We start from the raw sequence: 23,114 nt of genomic DNA on the forward strand, positions 1-23,114 counted from the left end.
TCGGGAGGACTGCATGTCGTCGCAGACACTGGGCCCCAAGCTGGGCATCTCGGGCCGCATCGCCGGCTACTTCCTGCAAGCGCGCATCACGCCACTGCTGGCCCTGGTGGCCTTGCTGCTGGGCTTGTTCGCCGTGATGGTGACACCGCGCGAAGAAGAGCCCCAGATCGACGTGACGATGGCCAACGTCATCATCCCCTTCCCTGGCGCCGCCACCAAGGAGGTGGAGCAGGCGGTGACCATCCCGGCCGAGCAGGTGTTCTCGCGCATGCCTGGCGTCGAGCACGTGATGAGCGTGTCGCGCTCGGGCGTGTCGGTGCTCACCGTGCAGTTCAAGGTGGGCGTGCCGCGCACCGAGGCGGTCGTGCGCCTGCACGACACGGTGGCCGCGCACCGCAACTGGCTACCCGCCAACCTGGGCGTGGGCGAGCCCATCATCCGGCCCAAGGGCATCGACGACGTGCCTGTGGTCACGCTGACCCTGCATGGGCGCGACGCTGCCAAGCCCGATGCGCCGCTGGACCTGGAGCGCGTGGCCCACGCCATCGAAGCCGAGATCAAGCGCGTGACCGGCACGCGTGACGTGAGCGCCATTGGCGGGCCCGGCCGCGCCGTGCGCATCGAGCTCGACCCTTCACGCCTGCGCCAGGCGGGCCTGACGGTGGACGATCTGCGCCAGGTGCTGCAATCGGCCAACCAGGGCGCGCCGCTGGGTCAGGTGATCTCGGGCAACCAGGCCGTCGAGGTGGAGGCCGGCCCCTTCCTGAGCAACGCCGATGAGGTGGCCGGGCTGGTGGTGGGCGCCCGTGGCGGCAAGCCTGTCTACCTGCGCGACGTGGCCACCGTGGTCGATGGCCCCCTGCCCGTGCAACGCCTGGTGTGGTTTGGTGAAAAGGTCCAGGACAAAGCCAATGACGGCCAAAGCGGCCAGGTGCGAGAAACCCCCGCCGTCACCCTGCAGATCACCAAGAAGCCGGGCGAGAATGCCGTGGACGTGGCCAACGCCGTGCTTCAGCGCGTGGACGAATTGCGCAACACCGTCATCCCCGACCACGTGGCCGTGACCGTGACCCGCAACTACGGCGAGACCGCCAACGACAAGGCTCAGAAGCTCATCCAGAAGCTGTTGTTCGCCACCGCCTCGGTGGTGGCCCTGGTGTTCATCGCCCTGGGGCGACGCGAGGCCCTGATCGTGGGCATCGCTGTGGCCCTGACGCTGACGGCCACGCTGTTCGCCTCCTGGGCCTGGGGCTTCACGCTCAACCGCGTGTCGCTCTTCGCTTTGATCTTCTCCATCGGCATCCTGGTGGACGACGCCATCGTCGTGGTGGAAAACATCCACCGCCACATGCTGCTGCACCCCGGCAAGCCTTTGGTGGAGATCATTCCGGGCGCCGTCGATGAAGTGGGTGGCCCCACCATCCTGGCCACCTTGACCGTGATCGCGGCCCTGCTGCCCATGGCCTTCGTCAGCGGCCTGATGGGCCCCTACATGAGCCCCATCCCCATCAACGCATCAATGGGCATGCTGATCTCCCTGGCGATCGCCTTCGTGCTCACGCCGTGGATGTCCAACCGCTGGCTGAAGTTGCCGACGTCGAGCGATGCCTCAGGCGATCACACTGCCCACGCTGGCCTGACCGGCAAGCTGCTGCCTTTCTTCACCCGCTTGTTCACGCCCTTCCTGGACCGCGAACGTGGCCATGGCAACCGCCTCAAGCTCTGGGGTGGCGTGCTGGTGCTGATCGCGCTGTCGGTGTCGCTGCCGGTGGCGGGTCTGGTGGTGCTGAAGATGCTGCCCTTTGACAACAAGTCGGAGTTCCAGGTGGTGCTGGACATGCCCGGCGGCACCCCGGTGGAGAAAACCGCCGCCGTGCTGCAAGAGATGACGCTGGAGTTGGCCAAGGCGCCGGAGGTGCTCAACTGGCAGGTCTACGCCGGCACGGCCGCGCCCATCAACTTCAACGGCCTCGTGCGGCAGTACGACATGCGCGCGGGTGGCGAGGTGGGCGACATCCAGGTCAACCTCGTGGACAAGCACCACCGCGACGACCAGAGCCACGCCATCGCCACGCGCCTGCGCCCGGCCTTGCAGCGCATTGCGCTGGCGCATGGCGGCCGCGTGAAGGTGGTGGAAGTGCCTCCGGGCCCGCCGGTGATCTCACCCATCGTGGCCGAGGTCTATGGGCCGGATGACGCGTCGCGTCGCGCGGCGGCCGAGCAGGTGCAGGCCGTCTTCCACCGCAGTGCGGGCATCGTGGACATCGACACCTCCGACGCGCCCCCCGCGCCGCGTGAGTTCCTGAGCGTGGACCGCCAACGCGCGGGCCTGCTGGGCGTGCCTCAGGCCTCGATCGTGGGCAGCCTGCGTGCCGGCCTGTCGGGTGAGGCTGTCAGCCACCTGCACGACGGATCCAAATACCCCGTGCCCTTGATGCTGATGCTGCCCGACACCACACGCGGCGACACCACCGAGTTGCGCAAGCTGCCCGTGCGCACCGCCACGGGTGCGCTGGTGCCCGTGGGCGAATTGCTGCAAACCCGGCGTGACGAGGCCGACCTGCCCATCTGGCACAAAGACCTGCTGCCCGTGACCATGGTCGTGGCCGACATGTCGCGCGACGACGGCCTGGACAGCCCGCTGTACGGCCTGTTCGGCATGCGCCAGGACATCGCCAGCCTGACAGTGCCGGGCGGCCAGATCGCCGAGCACTTCATCGCCCAGCCCACCGATCCTTACCGCGGCATCTCGCTGAAGTGGGATGGCGAATGGCAGATCACCTACGAGACCTTCCGCGACATGGGCGCCGCCTATGGCGTGGGCCTGATCCTGATCTACCTGCTGGTGGTGGCGCAGTTTGGCTCGTACGTGACGCCCCTGATCATCATGGCGCCCATCCCCCTGACGGTGATCGGCGTGATGCCGGGCCATGCCCTGCTGAACGCGCAGTTCACGGCCACCTCGATGATCGGCATGATCGCCCTGGCCGGCATCATCGTGCGCAATTCCATCTTGCTGGTGGACTTCATCGAGCTGCAGGTGAGCGAGGGCATGGCCTTCAGCGAGGCCGTGATCCGCTCGGCCGCCACCCGCGCCCAGCCCATCGCCCTGACCGCGCTGGCGGCCATGGCCGGCGCCTTCTTCATCCTGGACGACCCCATCTTCAACGGCCTGGCCATCTCGCTGATCTTCGGCATCTTGGTCTCCACCGTGCTGACGCTGGTCGTCATCCCCTTGCTGTACTTCCGCACTTACCGCCGTCAACACGGCGCCTGACCCCTCACAAGGAGAACCACCATGACTTCCTGGCAACTCACCCGCGTCATCGCCGGCACCTTCATCCTGCTGTCGCTGGCCCTCGGCATCGAAGGCAGCCCCGTGTTCCAGCACGTGGGCTGGCTGGGCTTCACCGCCTTCGTGGGCATCAACCTGCTGCAAAGCGGCGTGACGCGCTGGTGCCTGATGGAGCGCATCCTGCGCAAGCTGGGCCTGCCGGCCACCGAATGAACCTTCAACACAAGCCATCAACACCCGTCAACATCACGAAGGCCGCGCCATGAGACTGCGTCACCTCCTTCTGAGCCTGGGCCTGTCGGCACCCGTGTTGGCCACGGCAGCCGCCACCGACTTTGTGGCGGGATGGCAGGCCGTCATGGCCCATTCGCCGGCCTACGCCGCCAGCGTCGCACAAGCACAAGCCGGGCAGACCAAGGCCGAACAAGGGCGTGCCCTGTGGCGCCCGCAGGTGCTGCTCAACGCCGGGGCAGGCTGGGCCTCGCAGCGCACGCAGATGGACGGTGCGGCCTTCACCGCGCCAGGTTTCGGCACCTCGCAAGACGTGGGCTTTCGCACCCAGGTGGACCAAGGCCTGGGCACCGCGGTGACGCTGATGGTGCAGCAACCCTTGCTGGGCGGCAGCCGTCGCGCCAACGCCGAGCAACTGGCCGCCATGGCCCGCCTGGCGGCGCTGCAAGGCCAGGCCGAACGCCAAGCCCTGATCTGGCGCCTGGTGGACACCCACCTGCAGGTGCTGCAAGCCCAGGATGCCGTGCGCATCGCCGATGCGGAAGCCCAGGCCTCGGCCAAAGCCGCCGACGCCGCACGCGAGCGCTACCAGACCGGCGCCGCCCCCGTGACTGCCGTGCACGAGGCCCAGGCCCGACACGACATGGCCCTGGCCCAACGTGTGCAAAGCCAACAAACCCTGAACGTGGCCCAACTGGCCTACCGGCAGCTCACGGGGCTGGCGAGTGCCGAGCCCAGGGCGCTGGCCCAGCAGGCGCCCATCGCGCTGTCGATCGACACCGAGGCCCAGTGGCAGGAGCGTGCCCGCACGCAGGGGCTGGCAGCCCGCATGGCCGAAGAAAGCGTGGCACTGGCCCGCGCCGAGGTGGAGAAGCACCAGGCCACAGCGCCATGGTCACTCGACCTCGTGGGGCGCGTCAGCGACGAACGCATTCGCGGTGATGGCCCCTACGCCACCGCCGGTCAGGATGCCCGCGTGAGCAACCGCCAGCAATGGCTGGGCCTGCAACTGCAGGTGCCGCTGTACACCGGTGGCATGCAAGGCGCCCAAGCACAAGAGGCCGCCCTGAACCTGCAGGCGGCGCTGGCCCGGCAACTGGACGTGGTGCAACTGCAGGAACGCGATGTGCGCGCCGCCTGGCTGGGCGTGCAATCGGCCCAGGCGCAATGGCAGGCCGCCATGCAGGCCCTGCGGTCGGCACAAGACCGTCGAGGCGCCACCCAGACCGGCTTTGACGTGGGCCACCGCACGATGCTGGAGCTGCTCGATGCCGAGCGCGACTGGCTGCAGGCAGAGCGCCAAGCTACCCTGGCGCAGCACCAGGCCCTTCTCAGCAGGCTGCGGCTGGACGCCATGGCCGGCACGCTGGACGAATCTTCACTGGAGCGGGCCAACGCATGGCTGCGCACCACACCGATGACCACATCAACACCATGACCAGACGCTGAGGCGACACCCCTGGGCCCGTCCCCGAGGCCCACGGGCGATCCACATGGTTCGGGGCGAGGAGACGCAGATGAATCACATCGTCGAGAAGCACATCGTCGTACTGGGCGCCGGCACGGGCGGCATGCCCGCCGCCTACGAATTGCGCAACCGCCTGGGCCCCCACCATCGCATCACGGTGATCAACGCCAGCGAGACCTTCCAGTTCGTGCCCTCCAACCCCTGGGTGGCCGTGGGCTGGCGACAGCGCGACGACACCACCTTCGAGATCCGCCCCTACCTGGCCCGCAAGCAGATCGACTTCATCGGCAAGGCCGTGGACACCATCGACGCGGCGCACAACAAGCTCTCGCTGATCGACGGCAGCGAGGTGAGCTACGACTACCTCGTCATCACCACCGGCCCGAAACTGGCGTTTGACGAAATCGAAGGCGCGGGGCCGCAAGGCCACACCCACTCGATCTGCACCATCGACCATGCCGAGCACACCTGGGCGCATTACCAGCGCTTCCTGGACGACCCCGGCCCGGTGATCGTCGGCGCCATGCCCGGGGCCAGTTGCTTCGGGCCGGCCTACGAGTTCGGCTTCATCGTCAACACCGACCTGCGCCGCCGCAAGCTGCGCCACAAGGTGCCGATGACCTTCGTCACCTCCGAGCCCTATGTGGGCCACATGGGCCTAGGGGGCGTGGGCGACTCCAAGGGCATGCTCGAATCGGAGCTGCGCAACAACGACATCAAGTGGATCACCAACGCCAAGGTCACCAAGGTGGAAGACGGCGTGATGCACGTCACCCAGCTGGACGACCAGGGCCAGGTGCTCAAGGAGCATCAGCTGCCCTTCAAGATGTCGATGATGATCCCGGCCTTCAAGGGTGTGGACGCCGTGGCGAAGGTAGACGGCCTGTGCAACCCGCGCGGCATGGTGCTGGTCGACAAGCACCAGCGCAGCACCAAATACCCCAACATCTTCTCGGCCGGCGTGTGCATCGCCATCCCGCCCATCGAGGCCACGCCCGTGCCCACGGGCGCGCCGAAGACGGGCTACATGATCGAGACCATGGTCACGGCCATCGTCGAGAACATCGCCAGTGAGATCGAAGGGCGCGAGGCCACGGCCCGTGGCTCGTGGAACGCCATCTGCCTGGCCGACATGGGCGACACCGGCGCCGCCTTCGTGGCCCTGCCGCAGATCCCGCCACGCAATGTGAACTGGTTCAAGAAAGGCAAATGGGTGCACCTGGCCAAGGTGGCCTTCGAGAAGTACTTCATGCACAAGATGAAGACCGGCAACTCCGAGCCCATCTACGAGAAGTACGTGCTCAAGGCCCTGGGCATCGAGCGCCTGGAGCCTTGATCATTGATCATTGATCATTGATCCATGGTCAGCCATTCCCGGTCCACACCGGCCGGAGGATGGCTGCAATCACCGCCAATCCACTTCTGGATGGAGCGGTGTTCGGACACGTATCGTCCCTTCATGAACTGGCCCGACACGCGGTTGTTTGACACGATCTCGTCGCCCTTGGCCGACATGCGCACCTCGCCCTCGACAGAAGCCGTGGTGCCACTCTGCCCCTGGCAGGTACCGCGGTACTTCACGCCCGTGGCGGTTTTCTCCACCTGTGCACCAGGGCACTCCTGCCTTGCTTTACGAAGCACGGCATCGACATCAAAGTCGGCGCTGCTCAGGCACTTCAGGCTCGGCGCGCCATCCAGAGGAAGCCCATAGCGCTTCAAAGCCGCTCGGACGCGGGTGTGCACCTCAGGCCCGTAAGCCTCCAGCGTCGCCTCCAAGCCCGGCAAGGCATTCCCATTCATGGTGCCGGACGTTGATTCAATCCAAAGCCCGGGGCGTCCCGGCAGTGTCTGGGCTTGAGCAACTTGCCCAAGCGACATCACCCACATGCCCAGCACCGCCGCTGCAGACACCCTCGCCTTCATGGTGTGACCCATCGCTTGTACCCCTTCAGTATTGTTTGACTGACGTGGAGCTTAGCAGCGCCGTGGCATCCCCCATACCCTCTTGAGAGGGTGCGGAGCCGAAAAAAAAGGGCCGCATCGCTGCGGCCCTTTTGATTGAACGTCTGCGTGAGCAGCGCGTTCAGACAGGCATCACATGCCCATGCCGCCCATGCCGCCCATGTCAGGCATGCCGCCGGGTGCAGCGGCTTCGTCCTTGGGTGCGTCAGACACGGTGCACTCGGTGGTCAGCATCAGCGAAGCCACGGAAGCGGCGTTCTGCAGTGCGGTGCGGGTCACCTTCGTGGGGTCCAGGATGCCCATGTCGATCATGTCGCCATAGGTGTCGTTGGCGGCGTTGAAGCCGTAGTTGCCCTTGCCTTGCAGCACGGCGTTGACGACCACCGAGGCTTCGCCACCGGCGTTGCCCACGATTTCGCGCAGGGGGGCTTCGATGGCCTTCAGCACCAGTTGCACACCGGCTTGCTGGTCGGCGTTGTCGCCCTTGATTTCGCCAGCGTTTTGCTTGGCGCGCAGCAGGGCCACGCCACCGCCAGGCACCACGCCTTCTTCCACAGCAGCACGGGTGGCGTGCAGGGCGTCTTCCACGCGGGCCTTCTTTTCCTTCATCTCGACTTCGGTGGCAGCACCGACCTTGATGACGGCCACGCCGCCGGCCAGCTTGGCCACGCGCTCTTGCATCTTTTCACGATCGTAGTCGCTGGTGGCTTCTTCGATCTGGATGCGGATCTGCTTGACGCGGGCTTCGATGTCGGCAGCGGCACCAGCACCGTCGATGATGGTGGTGTTTTCCTTGCCCACTTCCACGCGCTTGGCTTGGCCCAGGTCGGCCAGGGTCACCTTCTCGAGCGACAGGCCCACTTCTTCAGCGATGACCTTGCCACCGGTCAGGATGGCGATGTCTTCCAGCATGGCCTTGCGACGGTCGCCGAAGCCAGGGGCCTTGACGGCCACAACCTTCAGGATGCCGCGGATGGTGTTGACCACCAGGGTGGCCAGGGCTTCGCCGTCAACTTCTTCAGCGATGATCAGCAGGGGACGACCCGACTTGGCCACTTGCTCCAGCGTGGGCAGCAGATCGCGGATGTTGCTGATCTTCTTGTCATACAGCAGGACGAAGGGGTTGTCCAGCAGCGCGGCTTGCTTCTCGGGGTTGTTGATGAAGTAGGGCGACAGGTAGCCGCGGTCGAACTGCATGCCTTCAACGACTTCCAGTTCGTTGTTCAGGCTCTTGCCGTCTTCCACGGTGATCACGCCTTCCTTGCCCACCTTGTCCATCGCGTCAGCGATGATCTGGCCGACGTCAGCGTCGCTGTTGGCCGAGATGGTGCCAACCTGGGCGATTTCCTTGGAGGTGGTGGTGGGCTTGCTGATCTTCTTGAGCTCGTCGATCAGGGTGGCCACAGCGCGGTCGATGCCGCGCTTGAGGTCCATCGGGTTCATGCCGGCGGCCACGTACTTCATGCCTTCGCGCACGATGGCCTGAGCCAGCACGGTGGCGGTGGTGGTGCCGTCACCGGCGTTGTCCGAGGTCTTGGAAGCGACTTCCTTGACCATCTGGGCGCCCATGTTCTGGAGCTTGTCCTTCAGTTCGATTTCCTTGGCCACGGACACACCGTCCTTGGTCACGGTGGGGCCGCCGAACGAGCGCTCGAGCACCACGTTGCGGCCCTTGGGGCCCAGGGTCACCTTCACGGCGTTGGCCAGGATGTTCACGCCTTCAACCATGCGTGCGCGGGCTTCGCCGCCGAACACGACGTCTTTTGCTGCCATGTGTATCTCCGAAATCAGTAAATGGGGGTGTCAGGTAAGCAGGATCAGCGCGTGCGGATCACTTCTGGACAACGGCAAAGAGGTCTTCTTCGCGCATCACCAGCAGCTCTTCGCCATCGACCTTGACGGTCTGGCCCGAGTACTTGCCGAACAGCACGCGGTCACCCACCTGAACGTTCAGGGCCACGAAATCGCCTTTGTCGTTGCGCTTGCCAGGACCCACGGCCAGGATCTCGCCTTGGTCAGGCTTCTCGGTGGCGGCGTCGGGCAGGACGATGCCCGAAGCGGTCTTGGTTTCTTGTTCCAGGCGCTTGACGATCACGCGATCGTGCAGGGGACGCAGTTTCATGACTTCTCCTGTCTCTTGAGACATCGGGTTGACATTGAAAGGCACGAGTCACACTCGTGCCGGGGTGGGGCCTGGCAGACGCAGCGCGGTGACACCGTCGCTAGCACTCATACCAGGCGAGTGCTAACAGATTATAGGGACGGCTTGAGAAGTTTCAAGAGGGGGGCGGAATCCCATCGACATTCGGGCTAACCCGAGGTCGCGGGATGACCCTCGCCCCCCCTTAGGCGGTCATATGTCGCGCACGATGCCCATGTGTCGCGATGACGTATACGTCAAGTATCTACTTGTTACGTAAACTGAAATCCAGGCCATCGCCTATGGAGACACACGATGCGACACAAGAACACGCCAGACCGACACGCCATCGTTCCGCGCGAAAAGCTGGATTTTTCGCTGGACGAAAAGACCCCCCGCTGGTGGTACGGCGGCGACGCCTTCAAGACGCGGCTGTTTGATGGCATGCAGGCCGCCTTCCCGGATGGCGAGCGCTACTTCATCACCAGCGTGCGGGCGTTTCGCCACCTGATCACCGATCCCAAAATGGCCGAGGACGTGAAGAACTTCATCCGTCAGGAGGGTCAGCACGGCATCGCCCACACGCACTACAACGACCTGCTGCGCCAACAGGGTTGTGATGTGGACCGCATCCTGACCGACGCCAAGGCCTTGTTCGACCGATACACCCGTCAGTACTCGGCCCAGTACAACCTGGCCCTGACGGCCGCGTTCGAGCACTTCACGGCCATGATGGCGCAAATGCTGTTCGAGTCGAAAGACGTGATGGCCCCCGCCGACCCGAACGTGCGGGCCATGTGGGCGTGGCACGCCATCGAAGAGATGGAGCACAAGGCCGTGGCCTTTGATGTGATGAAGGACGTGGCCAAGGTGGGCTATGTCATGCGCTGTGCGGCCATGACCCACGCCCTGTACAAGGTGGTGGTGGACAGCATGCGCCTGACCAACCGCCTGCTGGTGGCCGACAAGTTCTCGCTGGCCCAACGCCTGTGGCTGTGCACCAAGGGCGCGTGGTGGCTGTATGGCCCCGGCGGCATCTTTGCGCGCAACACACGAAACCTGCTTGATTACTACCGTCCGGGCTTCCACCCCTGGCAGCACAAGGTGATCCACAGCTACCCCGTGTGGGTACAGACCTTTGAGGAGACCGGCGACCCCATGCGCGCCGGCGATGCGCTGTTTCAGGCAGCACACTGAGCGCCTCCAGCCCGTCGCGCCAGCCGCCGCAGAGCGGTGTTGCTCGACACTCCACTTGTTAGGCCACCTTCGGGTGGCTTTTTTCATGACCTGCCGCTCAAGCAGCCACGCGGATGGACGACTCCAGCCACTGGGGCAGCACCCTGCCCTGCGCGTCGGTCACGGCCATGGGGCTGGTCAGGTCCAGAAAGTGCGCTTCGTCGCGGCAGTGTGCCTGGCGCAGCGGAACCTGCTCGGGCGGCAAGATGTCGGTGCCCGGAATGAAGGTGCGACCGGGTGCCACGGGCGTGCTGGCCCCCAGGGTCACGAGCAGGTCCATGGCCACACCCGACCAGGATCGAGCCTGCATCAGCCGAGGCGCGTCGTCTGCGAGCTTGTGCCAGCGCTGCCGCAGGCTGTAGATCTGTGGCAAGACCTCGCGGTAGGCCTGCACAAAGCGCTCGGGGGTGGTTTTCTGAGGGCGAATCACCAAGGTGTAGGCATTGAAATCATGCAGGCTGGCATGGGGCATCAACTGAGGCACCGGGGCCTGCGCCAGCCGCTTGAACAAGGGCGTGCCCGGCAGAGCCGACTCGATGCACACAAAACTGGGCACATGCAGCCCGCTGTCGCGCAGTCGCTCGGGCAGCGACGCGATGTAATCCAGGTCGTCGTGCTGCGGGCTGAGCATGAGCCCCGAGCTGACCAGGATGCCTTCTTCGCGCGCGGTCTCCAGCGCACGTCGCACATGCCCCAGCCTGTTTTGATGCTTGTTGAACCCCTCGATGGCTGCGGGGTTGAAACTCTCCAGGCCCACGAACACCGATCGGCAACCCGCTTCGTACATCAGCTTCAACAGATCACGCCGGCCCAGCACATTGAAGGTGACGCAAGTGCCCCAGCGCAGCCCCAGCGGCGCCAAGGCCTCACACAGAGCCTTGAGGTAAGCAAAGCTGCCCGCCAGGTTGTTGTCGTAGAACATGAGCATCTGGCGACGCCAGAACGGCACCTTGCCCCGCAAACTGGCCTCGATGGCCCGGATGTCTCTGACCACGCCTTCCACCGGGCGTGTCAAAAAGCGCGTGCCAGAGCCCGTCAGGGCGCAGAAGTCGCAGGTGAAGGGACACCCTCGGGTCACTTCCAAACCAAACGGCGCTGGTTGCTGTGTGGCGGTCAGGTCGCAACGCGGCACCGGCACCCGGTCGGGCTGGTACCCGCCAGAGCGGTACAGGCGCTGCAAGCGCCCGGCACGCGCGTCGGCATAGATGCGGGGCACGGTGTCTTCCGGATCACCGATCACCACGGCATCGAAATCGCGCAGGCACAGGTGCGGGTAGGCGTCGGCCATGCGCCCGCCCAGCACCGTGCGGGCACCACGGGCCCGAAAGTACTGGGCGATCTGCCGCGCACGCTCGTAATCGGACAGCATGGCCGACACGAACAGCAAGTCGTACGACCTGGACCAATCCGGATCGGTCCAGGTGTCGTTGACCACCTCGATGTCGGCCTCATCGGGCAGCAGACCGGCAATCAGCGGGCCGATCTGCGGCTGCAGCAAGGTGCGGTGGTGGGCACCCCGACGGTGGTAGTCGGTGTGGACGGCAATGATGCCGACCTTCATGAGCGCCTCATGCCATCACATGGTGGAGGCCATGCGGCGTCCGGAGCCGGGTGGCGCGCAGGTGTAGGTGACCTCCTGACCTGCCACGGACGCCACATTGCGCAAGGCCACGTCTGAGCGGCGGCTGCCATCGGTGCCCACAAAGGCATTGGCTGCCGTGTCAAACCAGAAGCCCCGGCGCTGGCCGCCCTCGACGGTGTGCGCCACCAGATCACATTCGGTGACCTGGCCGCCCAGCTCTTTCGACACGAACGGCGTCTTGGCACGCTGGATCAGCATGTCGATGCGCGGCCACACCGCCAGGCGCGTGCCCGCGTCCGACGTCAAGGTGACCTGCTGGCCCACCACCGGCGCCAGATCACTGTCCATGGCGTGCATGAAGTCGGCCACGTCCCGGCGGGTCTGGTTGGGGTTCCACAGCGGGAAGCCCGAGTTCAGCGTCGGCTGGAAGACCCGCACCGTGAAGAAGTGCGCCAGGGTGTCGGCCGTGCCGTCGTGCACGAAGCCGAAACCGCGCACCTGGTCACCCACATGTCCGGTGTCAGGCGCCGTGGCAAAGGGGATGGCCGGCGAGCCAAAGCGCCCCACCTTCGCGTACATGTTGCGCAGGTGGGGGATCTTCACGATCTGCGAAATGCCTTCGAAGCTCTGGTGCCCACTGGTGCCGTACTGCCCCTTGGCCGGGTCCACGGTGTGGCATCCGTTGCAGTTGTGGCTGCGCACAAACTGACGCAGATCGCCCAGGTCGGGCACGAGGATGCCGTCAGAGGGCCTGTCGCCGAAGTAGAAGTCGAAGCCACGCTTCTGAGCCGGGGTGAGCGAGTTGTCCAGATTGCGGATGGGGTTGGGTGGCAGGAACACCTGCAGCATGAAATCGGCAAAGGCCTGCATGCCGGCTTCGTTCATCGGCTCGTGGTTGCCCAGCAGCTCGGCGAACGCACCCGAAAAGTTCTTGAACGAGATCACCGGGTCAAAGGCATCGGTGCCGAACTCACCCGTGGCACGGTCGCCGCGCCAGTGCATGGCCCCCTGGTTGACCATGCCCTTGAGCGTCTGCGTGGTCATCGGCCCCTTCATGGGGTGGAAGTCCTTGGGGTCGTCGCTGCCGTTGATCTTGTTGTCCGGGTCAGACTGGAACAACTGCTTGGCCACCTGGAACTCCAGCCCCCGCGTGAACTCTTGCGGGATGGGGCTCTTGGTGACCTTGGCGTCCGGGTTGCCCAGATCCCAGGCCAGGTCGTCCATGTCACCGAAGGTGTGGCAGCTGGCGCAGGAGGCCTCACCGTTGGCCGATGAGATGCGGGCGTCGTACAGGAAGGGCCGCCCGGCGATCACGCTCATGGGCTCGGGGTTGGGCATGAGGGCACGCGCCACCTCGGCGCGGCTCGACAGCTGAATCACCTTGACTGCGTTGTCAAAGCGGGTGGTGACGTACATGCGGTCACGCGCCTCGTCCAGCACGATGCCGCTGGGGCCGCCTCCGCTGACGTTGATGTAGCGGCTGCTGGTGGTGCGTGGGTTGAAGCTGTCGCCTTCCAGCTCGGCGGTGTCGAACACGCCGATGCGGCTGGAGCCATAGGCCGTGACGAACAGCGTGCGCCCATCGCCGGTGACCGCCATGTCCATGGGACTGGCCAGGCTGTGCTGCTTGGCCGTGGGGTCAAAGCCCGGATCGTGGGCCAGCTTGCTGTAGTCGATGTGCTTGTTGAGGTGCCGCGGCTGAACCTGGCCATTGGCAATGACGGTGATGCGCGACAGCGCGATCTTGCCCTGCACGGTCGAGCCGCCATGCTGGCCCGGGCCCTCGAAGCGGGTCATGTTGTTGGCTTCGGTGTTGCTGACGTACAGCTTGCCCGACACCGGGTTGGTGACCATGTTGAACAAGGTGGTGCCCACATGGCTGTACGTCGCCTTGTCGGCCAGGGTGTTGGCGTTGATGGCGAACACGTCCTTGTCCGGCAGGTTGAAGCGCATGGCGTTCGACCAGTTGCGCCCCGCCACGTCTTCCCAGCGTTTGGTGGCGCGGTTGTACTTGACGATCAGGCCGGTCTTGGGCACCGGCTTGCCTTCGGCGTTGGTGGCCGGGCCGAGCTGCCCACCGGGCGACTTGGTGCCTTTGATCCAGCAGGACTTGTTGAGCTCGAAGCCTTCGCACACCAGCTCTTCGTTGATGGACGCGGTCTGGTTGCCGGACTTGAACGCGGCCACATACACCGTTTGCTTGTCGGGGCTGACCGCCAGCGCACGGGGCGTGTCGGCAAAGAAGCTCATGATGCGCACCGGCTTGCCACCCACCTGGCTGGTGAGCTGGGCCGGATTGAACACCCATACGTCGGCACGCGGCACCCCAGGGGTGGTGAGTTCGGGGTCGCCCGCGCCAGGCACATCGCGGTTGGAGATGTGGTTGCGGTGCTGGCCACGGTGGGCCGAGGTGATGAAGGCCTTGGCTGGCGAGCCGGCGAACACGATGTCGCGAGGCTCGTCGCCCACCAGCAGCGTGCGCACCACGCGGGGCGTGCCTTGCAGGCTGACCACGCTGACGCTGTCCGACAGGTGGTTGACCACCCAGGCTTCCTGGTCGCCACGCCAGGCCACGGCCACCGGCTCCATGCCCACAGGCACCCGACCCGCCGGCTGCAGCCCATTGGCGGTGACGTTGAAGATGTCCAAGGTGTTGTTCGGGGTGTTGACCACCAGCAGGCGGGTGCCATCGGCCGACAGCGCCATGGGACGCACATGCCCCGATTCGAACGCGATGAAGTCACGGCCAGTGGCGTGCGCCGGCAGCATCGCGCCGGCCAGCGCGACCGTGGCGCCGATCAGCGCCTGGGTGGCGGCTTGCCACAAGACCCCTTTCCGAGGGGTGCGGCCGATGGTGGTGTGGGGCATGTGTGTCTCCTGATGCCATGCTCTGTTGGACTTTCGGTCACATTTAACGAAACACCAGCGTCAAGTCATGAGCGCGTTTACCCCGAAACATCTGGTTTCCATGGAGGATGGCAGGGGATATCACCCGACCACAGCGCCCCCGAAAAGCGCACCATGGGAGACAGGAGCACGCACATGGCCATCTCGGTGTTCGACCTGTTCAAGGTGGGTATCGGCCCATCGAGTTCCCACACCGTGGGGCCGATGAGGGCCGCGCGGATGTTCGTTGTGCAGGTTCAGCAACGGGACTTGATGCCGCGACTGGCCCGTCTTCGTTGCAGTCTGCATGGTTCACTGGGGGCCACAGGCCTTGGACACGCCAGCGACAAAGCCGTCTTGCTGGGCTGGATGGGGCACACCCCCGACACCGTCGAGGTGGCGAAAATACCCTCATGGGTCGAAGAGGTCCGACAGCAGGAGGCGTTGATGGTGCTGGGCGAGCACCGCATCGCCCTGCGCGTCGACGAGGCCATCCGGCTGCAGGCGGATGCGCCCTTGCCCTGGCACCCCAACGGCATGTGTTTCGAGGCCTGGGACGCTCAGGGCCATCCCCTGGCCCGCGAGGTGTACTACTCGGTGGGCGGCGGTTTTGTGCTCAGTCAGCAGGCTGCCGATGACGAAGCGCGCCAGGGTCACATCGCACCAGGGCCACAGGTGTTGCCGCTGCCGTTCCACAGCGCGGCCGAGTTGCTGCGACTGTGCCAGACCCACCGCTGCAGCATCGCCGACGTGATGCGCCGCAACGAAACCCATTGGCGCACGCCAACCGCCATCGACCACGATGTGCTGGCCTTGTGGTCGGTGATGCAAGCCTGTGCGCAGCGCGGTTGCACACAAGAAGGCTGCTTGCCCGGCCCCTTCCGTGTGCCCAGGCGGGCGCCAGCCCTGTACCGGCGCCTGACCGAGCGGGCCCCGGCCAACGACCCCTTGTTCGTGATGGACTGGGTCAACCTGATCGCTTTGGCGGTGAACGAAGAAAACGCCGGCGGCGGACGGGTGGTGACAGCCCCCACCAACGGCGCGGCCGGCATCATCCCGGCGGTGCTGCACTACTACCGCCGCTTTGTGCCGGACGCCCATGACGACGGTGTGGTCGACTTCCTGCTCACGGCTGGCGCCATCGGCTTGCTTTACAAGGAAAACGCGTCGATCTCAGGTGCTGAAGTGGGGTGCCAGGGCGAGGTGGGGGTGGCCTGCTCGATGGCGGCCGCAGGCCTGTGCGCGGTGATGGGCGGCAGCCCGGCGCAGGTGGAAAACGCCGCCGAAATCGGCATGGAGCACCACCTCGGCCTCACGTGTGACCCGGTGGGGGGGCTGGTGCAGATTCCCTGCATCGAACGCAATGCCGTGGCCGCGGTCAAGGCCATCAACGCGGCCCGCCTGGCCCTGCACGGCAACGGCGAACACCGGGTGAGCCTGGACCAGGTGATTTGCACCATGCGCCAGACGGGCGCCGACATGCAGGACAAATACAAAGAAACCGCGCGAGGCGGCCTGGCCGTGAACATCGTGGCCTGCTGACGGCAGCCTGCTCAGCGCCTGCTCAACGACACACGATGGCCAGCAGCGTGCGCCAGATGAGGCGCACATCCAGCCCAATCGATGCCCGGTCCACATACTGCGCCGCCAGCGCCAGCTTGTGCGGCAGCACCTCGTGGATGTAGGCCTGCTCGGGGTCGGCCGCACGGGCCAGCACGGCGCTCTCATCCCGGTACTCGATGGATGCGATGTCGGTGATGCCCGGGCGCACGGACAGCACCTTGTCGCGCAACTCGGCCGGATAGTGGGCCACGTAGCGCGGCACCTCGGGGCGCGGCCCCACCAGGCTCATGTCGCCCAGCCACACGTCCAGCAACTGAGGCAACTCGTCGAGCTTGGAGGCGCGCAAAAAGCCACCTACCCGCGTGATGCGGCAATCTGCCCCCACGGTGATTTGCAAGCCCTGCACCGCCGGCTCGTGCCGCATCGTGCGGAACTTGTGGATGCGAAACGGCTGGCCAAAGCGCCCCACCCGCTCTTGCCGGAACATGACCGGCCCGGGCGAATCGAGCTTGATCAGCAGGGCGATCAGCAGCAGCAGCGGGGCCAGCGCGAGCAGGCCCAGCGACGACAGCAGCAAATCGAACACACGCTTGGTCATGGTGGGCAACCGGTCAACCCAGGAATCGATCAGGCGCGGCCAAACGCCTTGCGCACCGAGGCCACCACGCGGTCCACATCGCCATCCGTCATGCGGGTGTACAGCGGCAGGCTGACCATGCGCTCATACGCATGCTGGCTGTGCGGGAACTGCTCAGGCTTCAGGTCATAGCGGTCACGCCAGTAGGGGTGCAGGTGCAGCGGGATGTAGTGCACGCTCACGCCAATGCCATCGGCAAACAGCTGCTCGATGAGCTGGTCGCGCGTGATACCAGCGTCGTCTTTCAGGCGCACCACATAAAGGTGCCACGAATGGCGATCGCCCGCATGAACCGGCCGCGGCGGCAACACCAGCGGCAGGTCGGCCAGGGCCGCATCAAAGCGCTGGGCCAGGTGCTCTCGCTGGTGCTGAAAGCCTTCGATGCGCTGCAGCTGGTGCAGGCCCAGGCTGGCGGCAATGTCGGTGAGGTTGTACTTGAAGCCCGGCGCCACGATCTCGTAGTACCAGCTGGGCACCTTGGCCGTGAAGCGGTCGAAAGCATCGCGGTTGATGCCATGCAGGCGCATGACCTTGGCGCGCGCGGCCAGCTCGGCGTTGCGGGTGACGAGCATGCCGCCTTCGCCCGTGGTCATGGTCTTGTTGGCATAGAAGCTGAAGACGATGGCGTCGCTGCTGTGCAGGCCGATCAGTTGGCCACGCCAGGTGGTGGGCAAGGCGTGGGCCGCGTCTTCCACCACCTTCACACCGTGCTTGCGCGCGATGGCCTGCATCGCATCCATGTCCACGGCCAGGCCGGCGTAATGCACGGGCATGATGGCCTTGGTGCGCGGCGTGATGGCGGCTTCGAGCTGCGCAAGGTCGATGTTGAGCGTGGCCGGGTCGATGTCCACCAGCTTGACGTCGGCCCCCAGGTAGCGCACCACCTCGGCCGTGGCCGTGAAGGTGTGCGTGGTGGTGATGACCTCGTCGCCCGGGCCGATGCCCAGCGCTTCCAGCGCCAGGTGCAAGCCAGCGGTGGCGGAGTTGACGGCGATGCAGTGCAGACCAGGCTCACCCAGGAAGGTGGCAAACGCCTCTTCGAACTGGCGCGCCTTGGGGCCGGTGGTGACCCAGCCGGAGCGCAAGGTGTCGACCACCTCGGCGATCTCTTCCTCGCCAATCTCGGGCAGGGCAAAGGGCAGGAAAGGCAATTTGGATTCAGCGCTCATGGGGCACTCGTTTCATCGTCATCGGGTCAATCGGCCAAACGCGGGGTCGGGGCGGCCACGCACCAGCACATCCCACCAGCCGCGCAGCGAGCCCAGGCCGTAACCCAGGTGGTAGGCAGCGATCACCGCTGGCAGGTGGGGACGCAGATCGCGGCCAGACTCGGCCGCGATGCGATGGCTGATGGCGCACACGGCGGCCATGTACAGGCCGCTCAGGCCCAGCATGGCGGCCGCGCCCAGCATCGTCAGTGGCGCCAACCACAGCCCCGACACCGTCAGGGCCAGCGCCACCAGCAAGGCGGCGACGAACAAGCCAGGGATCAGGTGCCGCAGCGCCGCCGCCTGCCCATGCTTTTTCATCACGAAGGGCTTCCAGTAACCGTACTGGCGGTACTGGCGGAACACATCGGCCTTGCTGGCGCGCGGCCAGTAGGTGGAACGAATGCTGGCCGACTGCCACACACGCCCGCCACCCCGGTGGATGCGCAGGTTGTGCTCATCGTCCTGGTTGCGCACCAGTTGTTCATCGAAGCCGCCAAAGCGCTCGAAGGTCTCTCGCGGCCAGGCACCCAGGTACACGGTGTCCACCGGGCCTTCATAGGCCAGATCGCGCGACAGCGCGCCACCCGCCACCCAGCGCGACTGGAACGCAGCAGCCACGGCCCGTTGCACCACGGCCTGCGGGCCCTCGGCGCCCTGCGCGCGCCAGGGGCCACCCACGTTGTCGGCGCCCGTGCGCTGCCAGGTGGCCAGACACTGGGCCACGTAATCGGGGGCGTACACGGTGTGCACGTCCATGCGCACGATGAAGCGCCCTTGGGCCGCTTCGATGCAGCGGTTCAAGCCGGTCGACACAATGCGGCCCGGGTTGTCGACCATGCGAAAGCGCGCATCCTGCTGGCACCAGGCCGCCAGGCGCTCGCGCGTGCCGTCGTCGCTCATGCCGTCGGCCATCAGCACCTCCAGCGTCCAGCCCTCGGGCACCAGCTGTTGGGCCACGCTGGCGCAGAAAGCCTGGATGTGATCGCGCTCGTTGCGGCACGGCACGATGACCGTCACGGTGGATGTCGTCATGACAGAACCTCAGCGCTGCGCAGGACGGCGGCGGGCCAGGCGTGGCACCACCGGGTGCAGCAGCCCCTGGTAGAGGCGCCACATGGCGTCCATCTGGCCCCGGCGTGAGGCATCGCGCTCGATGCGCTCGCGGTTGCTCTGGCCCATGCTGTGCCGCACCTCGGCCTGGTCGTGGGCGGTGATCAAGGCCTGCAGCAGCGCGGTTTCGTCGCGCACGGGCACCAGCCAGCCGCCTTGCCCCGGGGTGATCCATTGCCGGTTGGCGGGCAGGTCCGACGCGATGATGGGCAGGCCACAGGCCATCGATTCCAGCACCGACACCGAGGTGGCGTCGCTGCTGGGCACCGACACCGACACGCGACTGCGCTGCAGCGCATCAACCATGGCCTGGTCACCCACCCGACCCACAAAATCGACATGGCGCTGCACACCCAGTTGCTGGGCCAAGGCTTGCAACTCGGCCGCCTGGGGGCCGCCACCCAACAGACACAGGCGCGCCTGCGCGTCGGGCCGTTGCTGCACGAAATGAGCAAAGGCCTTGATCAGCACGTCGATGTTGTAGTTGGGCTCCCAGCTGCGCAGGCTGAGCACCTGAAAGCCGGGCGCCGGCTCACCAGGCACGAAGCGGTCGGTGTCAGCCCCCCACAAGATCTGGTGGCAAGGCGCACCCGGGTGGTAGCGCCCGATCTCGTCGAGCATGTCCATCGAGTCGGCCGTGATCAGGTCGGCGTGGTGCAGCGACCAGCCCACCACGGCGCGCATCAGGCGGCTTTCACGCGGGGTGACGAGGATGTCGCTGCCCCAGGCGGTCAGCACCTTGGGCAGCTTCAGACCGCACGCGGCCGCCCACAGACCATAGGACGTCACGTAATGCCCGTGCACCAGCGTGGGCTGAAAGCGCTGCATCAACTCGCGGCTGACGCGGCGCACTTCAGGCAGGGCGGCAAACCAGGAAAGCTTGTCGCTGCCCGGCCGCAGGGTGATGACCTCGTCGGCCCCCGGCACCTCGCCCGGGTTGCGGGTGACGACCACGGCCCGCGCGCCACGTTCCACGGCGGCGGCCACCCACCGGCGTGTGTGCACGCTGGCGGCATCGGCAAAGTACAGCACGCGAAGCTGTTCGCGGCCCACGCTCATGTCCCCTCCTGGATGCCCAGGGCGCGGCGCAGGTGGTCTTGCCCCGCCCACTGAACGTACATGGCGTGCAGCTCAGGGTGGCGCTGCAGCAGGGCGCGGTCCATGCGGCGGGTGTCGCCAATCACCTCGGCCGGCTTGCCGTGGGCCTGCGAGCCCACGATGGCGAAATCAGGCACCACGCCGGACACGAAGCTGTAGGCCTGCACGATCACGCCCTTGCCAATCTGGCTGCCTGGCGCGATCACACTGTGCGGACCGATGAAGCTGTAGGCCCCGATGCGGGTGGCCTGGCGCACATAACCCACCGGGTTGGGATCCTGGATGTAACGCCGCCCCATGACGCGCACCGCGCGGTGGCTGGAGTGGCTGAGGATGGCCACATGGCTGGTGACCTGCACCCCCTCTTCCAGCACCAGACCATTGGAGCCATCCAGCCGGTTGAAGTGACCCACGAACACGTGGTCGTGCAGGTGCAGTCCACGGCGCCCCTCGACACAGGTGTGCGTACTGACGCGGGTGTGCTCGCACCACTGGCCGTTGGCGTTATACCAGCCATAAATGATGCGAGGCCCCTGCAGCACGGTGGCCAGGCGGGCAAGCGGGTGGATCACAAAACGGCGCAGCAAAGACATGGTGCAGGGGAAGTCCTGGCGTGATTGTCTCCGCAAGTCGATGCGCATCCGCGCAGGAATGCACGGATGCGCCAGAAAAAGCAGCCCGTACCCCTGACCGCACGGTGTTCAAGCCGGCGGGACGGCCCTAGCATCCGTCTGACTTGATCCAAATCACCCAAGCAGCACGAGGTTGTCCATGAAAAAATCCATCTCTGTCCTGGCGTTGGCCCTGGCCGCACATGGCGCACACGCCAGCCTGACGGTGTCGGCCTCGTCGGTCATGAACTTTCAAGACTATGACGGCACGCCCGCCAGCGTCACCGGCACCCTGACCCAAGGTCTGGGCGGCACCTTGATGGCCGAAGAGGCGGGCACCATCAGCTTCACCTACCTGGGCAAGGAAGCCTGGAACACCAACCGATTCAGCTTCAACGGACAACGCTTGACCGATGACAGCCGCGAAGGACTCCCCGCGCTGCTGGGCACCACCTTGAGCGCCGACATCGGCGCCGGCAAGGTCAACTTCAGCTTCACGGACGTGACCCGAGGCAAGACTTACCAAAACGGCAGCTACGGTGCCATGGTGTTCGTCTCGGACGTCAGCACCAGCCAGTACGGTGACTTTGACTTCATCGTGGCCTTCAATGACAAAGGCATCGTGAAAAATCCGATGGACAGCGACTTCGATGACATGGTCATGGGCATCAAGTTCACTTCCGCCGTCGCGCCGGCCATCCCCGAGCCCAGCACCTACGCCCTGATGGCGCTGGGCTTGATGGGTGTGGCCGCAGCCGCTCGCCGTCAGCGCGCCTGACGCCACAGGGCCTGCCAGGGCAGGCCCGCCTCACGCAAGAACAGGTGGGTGCCCACCACGATGGCCAGCAGGTAGCCCGTGGTGCTGGCCACCGCCGCCCCCAGGCTGCCCCACTGCGGGATCAGCCACCAGCCCGCCAGCACACTGACGCCAAGCGACAGCCCGGCCACCATGCCGGACAGGTGCGGGCGCCCCAGGTGATTGGTGTAAAACGCCGACAAACTGGACGCCGCCGCATACGCGGCCACGCCGGGCAACAGCGCGGCCAGCGGCAGCAAGGATGCGCGGTAGGCCTCACCCATCACCCAGGGCACGGCCCAGGCGGCCAGGGCCCACAGCACAGGCGCCGCCACCACCGTCACCAGCACGTTGAAACGCACGGCACGCAAGGTGTCGAACGCGGCCTGCGTCCGGTCAGGGGCGCCGATGCGCGCGTACAGGGACATCGTGACCGCTGAGGACACCAGCCAGAGCAACTCAGCCACCTGCACCGCCACCGAGTAGGTGCCCACCACGTTGAGCCCCAAAAAGTGTTCGACCAGGAACAAGGACGCCCGGTAGTTGAGCAGGCTGATCAGGTTGGTGATGCCGATGACGGCCACGAAACGCCACTCATGGCGCCAGCGCGGATGGTCCATCGCTGGCTGCACCATGGCCGCATCCCGATGGCTGGCATCACGCAGCGACCAAAAGGCCGTGAGCACCCCCACCAGCGCTTTGGCACTCACCCACGCGATCAGCACGCCCAACACCAGCGGGGTCACCCGGTCGGTGCCCTCCAGCAACCAGAAGACGCCGCCCAGCCCCGCCAGCACCAAGGCCGGCTGCGCCACTTGGGCCACGTTGATCGGCCACATGCGCCCTTGCCCCAGCCACAAGCCCGTGGCGGTGGGCACCAGCAACAAAAACGGGGCGGCCAGCGCCAGCAGCCACAGTTGCCGGTAAGGCATCTGGTCGGCCACCCATGACCAGCCCAACAAGAGCAACGACGCCAGCAAGCCCAAACCCACCGCCGCCCGCAACACCCCCAGCAACATGGGGCGCGAACGCGTGGCCGGGGCGCTCGACTCCTGCGACAAGCGCCTGGCCAGCCACAAACCCAAGCCGGACAGCAGGGTCAGCATGGCCGACTCCACCGCCATGAACAAGGCAAACGCACCTTGCACGCCAGGGCCCTGCCGGGCCACCACCACGGTGATGGCCAAACCCAGTGCCACCATCAGCAGTTTGGCCAGCAAATTGCCCAATGCGGAGCGTGGAACAGGCAAACGGTTGAACATGGCCGCCATTGTCGCCCACGGTTTCA

18 protein-coding genes are annotated in these 23,114 nt (G+C 65.9%); 7 read left to right on the top strand and 11 right to left on the bottom strand.

Annotated features, from left to right (window positions below; all coding sequences use genetic code 11):
• Window positions 1–13 precede the first annotated feature (13 nt).
• The 4 genes from WNB94_RS05780 to WNB94_RS05795 all read left to right on the top strand — a co-directional run bounded on the left by WNB94_RS05780 (window position 14) and on the right by WNB94_RS05795 (window position 6,330).
• Window positions 14–3,277 carry an efflux RND transporter permease subunit gene (locus WNB94_RS05780; RefSeq protein WP_341389005.1) on the top strand — a complete coding sequence of 1,088 codons (3,264 nt, stop codon included), beginning with the start codon at window positions 14–16 and terminating at the stop codon, window positions 3,275–3,277.
• A gap of 21 nt (window positions 3,278–3,298) precedes the next feature.
• Window positions 3,299–3,508, top strand: coding sequence for a YgaP family membrane protein (locus tag WNB94_RS05785; protein ID WP_341389007.1), 210 nt, complete (start codon window positions 3,299–3,301; stop codon window positions 3,506–3,508).
• A 49-nt stretch (window positions 3,509–3,557) separates the two neighbouring features.
• Window positions 3,558–4,964 (top strand): TolC family protein, encoded by a 1,407-nt coding sequence (locus WNB94_RS05790; protein ID WP_341389009.1) that lies wholly within the window; start codon window positions 3,558–3,560, stop codon window positions 4,962–4,964.
• A gap of 79 nt (window positions 4,965–5,043) precedes the next feature.
• The gene (locus WNB94_RS05795) at window positions 5,044–6,330 is read left to right on the top strand and encodes an NAD(P)/FAD-dependent oxidoreductase (RefSeq protein ID WP_341389010.1); all 1,287 of its coding nucleotides are present in this window, start codon (window positions 5,044–5,046) and stop codon (window positions 6,328–6,330) included.
• Window positions 6,331–6,344: 14 nt separating this feature from the next.
• Here WNB94_RS05795 and WNB94_RS05800 read toward each other — a convergent pair whose 3' ends face one another.
• From WNB94_RS05800 to groES, 3 genes are all read right to left on the bottom strand, one after another.
• Complete coding sequence (locus tag WNB94_RS05800; protein WP_341389011.1) at window positions 6,345–6,929, bottom strand: DUF3617 family protein; 585 nt, start codon at window positions 6,927–6,929, stop codon at window positions 6,345–6,347.
• Window positions 6,930–7,088: 159 nt separating this feature from the next.
• Window positions 7,089–8,729, bottom strand: a complete 1,641-nt coding sequence (gene groL / locus WNB94_RS05805; protein ID WP_341389013.1) for a chaperonin GroEL — start codon at window positions 8,727–8,729, stop codon at window positions 7,089–7,091.
• A gap of 58 nt (window positions 8,730–8,787) precedes the next feature.
• Window positions 8,788–9,078 carry a co-chaperone GroES gene (gene groES / locus WNB94_RS05810; protein WP_341389014.1) on the bottom strand — a complete coding sequence of 97 codons (291 nt, stop codon included), beginning with the start codon at window positions 9,076–9,078 and terminating at the stop codon, window positions 8,788–8,790.
• A 333-nt stretch (window positions 9,079–9,411) separates the two neighbouring features.
• Here groES and WNB94_RS05815 point away from each other — a divergent pair, with 333 nt between their 5' ends.
• Entirely contained in the window at window positions 9,412–10,293 is an 882-nt protein-coding gene (locus WNB94_RS05815; protein WP_341389016.1) for a metal-dependent hydrolase, read from the top strand.
• A gap of 97 nt (window positions 10,294–10,390) precedes the next feature.
• On the opposite strand, the gene WNB94_RS05820 is transcribed toward WNB94_RS05815, so the two are convergent.
• Complete coding sequence (locus tag WNB94_RS05820; protein WP_341389017.1) at window positions 10,391–11,893, bottom strand: B12-binding domain-containing radical SAM protein; 1,503 nt, start codon at window positions 11,891–11,893, stop codon at window positions 10,391–10,393.
• Between the two features lie 15 nt (window positions 11,894–11,908).
• Entirely contained in the window at window positions 11,909–14,782 is a 2,874-nt protein-coding gene (locus WNB94_RS05825; protein ID WP_341389018.1) for a YncE family protein, read from the bottom strand.
• Window positions 14,783–14,956: 174 nt separating this feature from the next.
• Between WNB94_RS05825 and WNB94_RS05830 the strand changes: the two genes are divergently transcribed.
• Window positions 14,957–16,342 (top strand): L-serine ammonia-lyase, encoded by a 1,386-nt coding sequence (locus tag WNB94_RS05830; protein WP_341389019.1) that lies wholly within the window; start codon window positions 14,957–14,959, stop codon window positions 16,340–16,342.
• Between the two features lie 22 nt (window positions 16,343–16,364).
• Here the strand turns inward: WNB94_RS05830 and WNB94_RS05835 are convergent, their stop codons facing one another.
• The 5 genes from WNB94_RS05835 to WNB94_RS05855 are packed head-to-tail and all read right to left on the bottom strand — an operon-like array spanning window position 16,365 to window position 21,012.
• The gene (locus WNB94_RS05835) at window positions 16,365–16,961 is read right to left on the bottom strand and encodes a sugar transferase (RefSeq protein ID WP_341389020.1); all 597 of its coding nucleotides are present in this window, start codon (window positions 16,959–16,961) and stop codon (window positions 16,365–16,367) included.
• A 29-nt stretch (window positions 16,962–16,990) separates the two neighbouring features.
• The gene (locus WNB94_RS05840; RefSeq protein ID WP_341389021.1) at window positions 16,991–18,169 is read right to left on the bottom strand and encodes a DegT/DnrJ/EryC1/StrS family aminotransferase; all 1,179 of its coding nucleotides are present in this window, start codon (window positions 18,167–18,169) and stop codon (window positions 16,991–16,993) included.
• Between the two features lie 18 nt (window positions 18,170–18,187).
• Complete coding sequence (locus tag WNB94_RS05845) at window positions 18,188–19,243, bottom strand: glycosyltransferase family 2 protein (protein WP_341389022.1); 1,056 nt, start codon at window positions 19,241–19,243, stop codon at window positions 18,188–18,190.
• 9 nt (window positions 19,244–19,252) lie between these two features.
• Window positions 19,253–20,380, bottom strand: a complete 1,128-nt coding sequence (locus tag WNB94_RS05850; RefSeq protein ID WP_341389024.1) for a glycosyltransferase — start codon at window positions 20,378–20,380, stop codon at window positions 19,253–19,255.
• Window positions 20,377–21,012, bottom strand: a complete 636-nt coding sequence (locus WNB94_RS05855) for an acyltransferase (protein ID WP_341389025.1) — start codon at window positions 21,010–21,012, stop codon at window positions 20,377–20,379. Before WNB94_RS05855 ends, WNB94_RS05850 begins: the two co-directional genes overlap by 4 nt.
• 178 nt (window positions 21,013–21,190) lie before the next feature.
• On the opposite strand from WNB94_RS05855, the gene WNB94_RS05860 reads away from it, so the two are divergent.
• A complete protein-coding gene (locus tag WNB94_RS05860) occupies window positions 21,191–21,808 on the top strand; it encodes a PEP-CTERM sorting domain-containing protein (RefSeq protein WP_341389027.1) in 618 nt (205 codons plus the stop codon).
• On the opposite strand, the gene WNB94_RS05865 is transcribed toward WNB94_RS05860, so the two are convergent.
• Window positions 21,796–23,088: an MATE family efflux transporter gene (locus WNB94_RS05865; protein WP_341389028.1), complete on the bottom strand. Its 1,293-nt coding sequence runs from the start codon at window positions 23,086–23,088 to the stop codon at window positions 21,796–21,798. The two genes, WNB94_RS05860 and WNB94_RS05865, sit on opposite strands and share 13 nt — an antisense overlap.
• Window positions 23,089–23,114 lie beyond the last annotated feature (26 nt).

It is taken from the genome of Aquabacterium sp. A3, from assembly GCF_038069945.1.
Taxonomy (GTDB): Bacteria; Pseudomonadota; Gammaproteobacteria; order Burkholderiales; family Burkholderiaceae_C; genus Aquabacterium.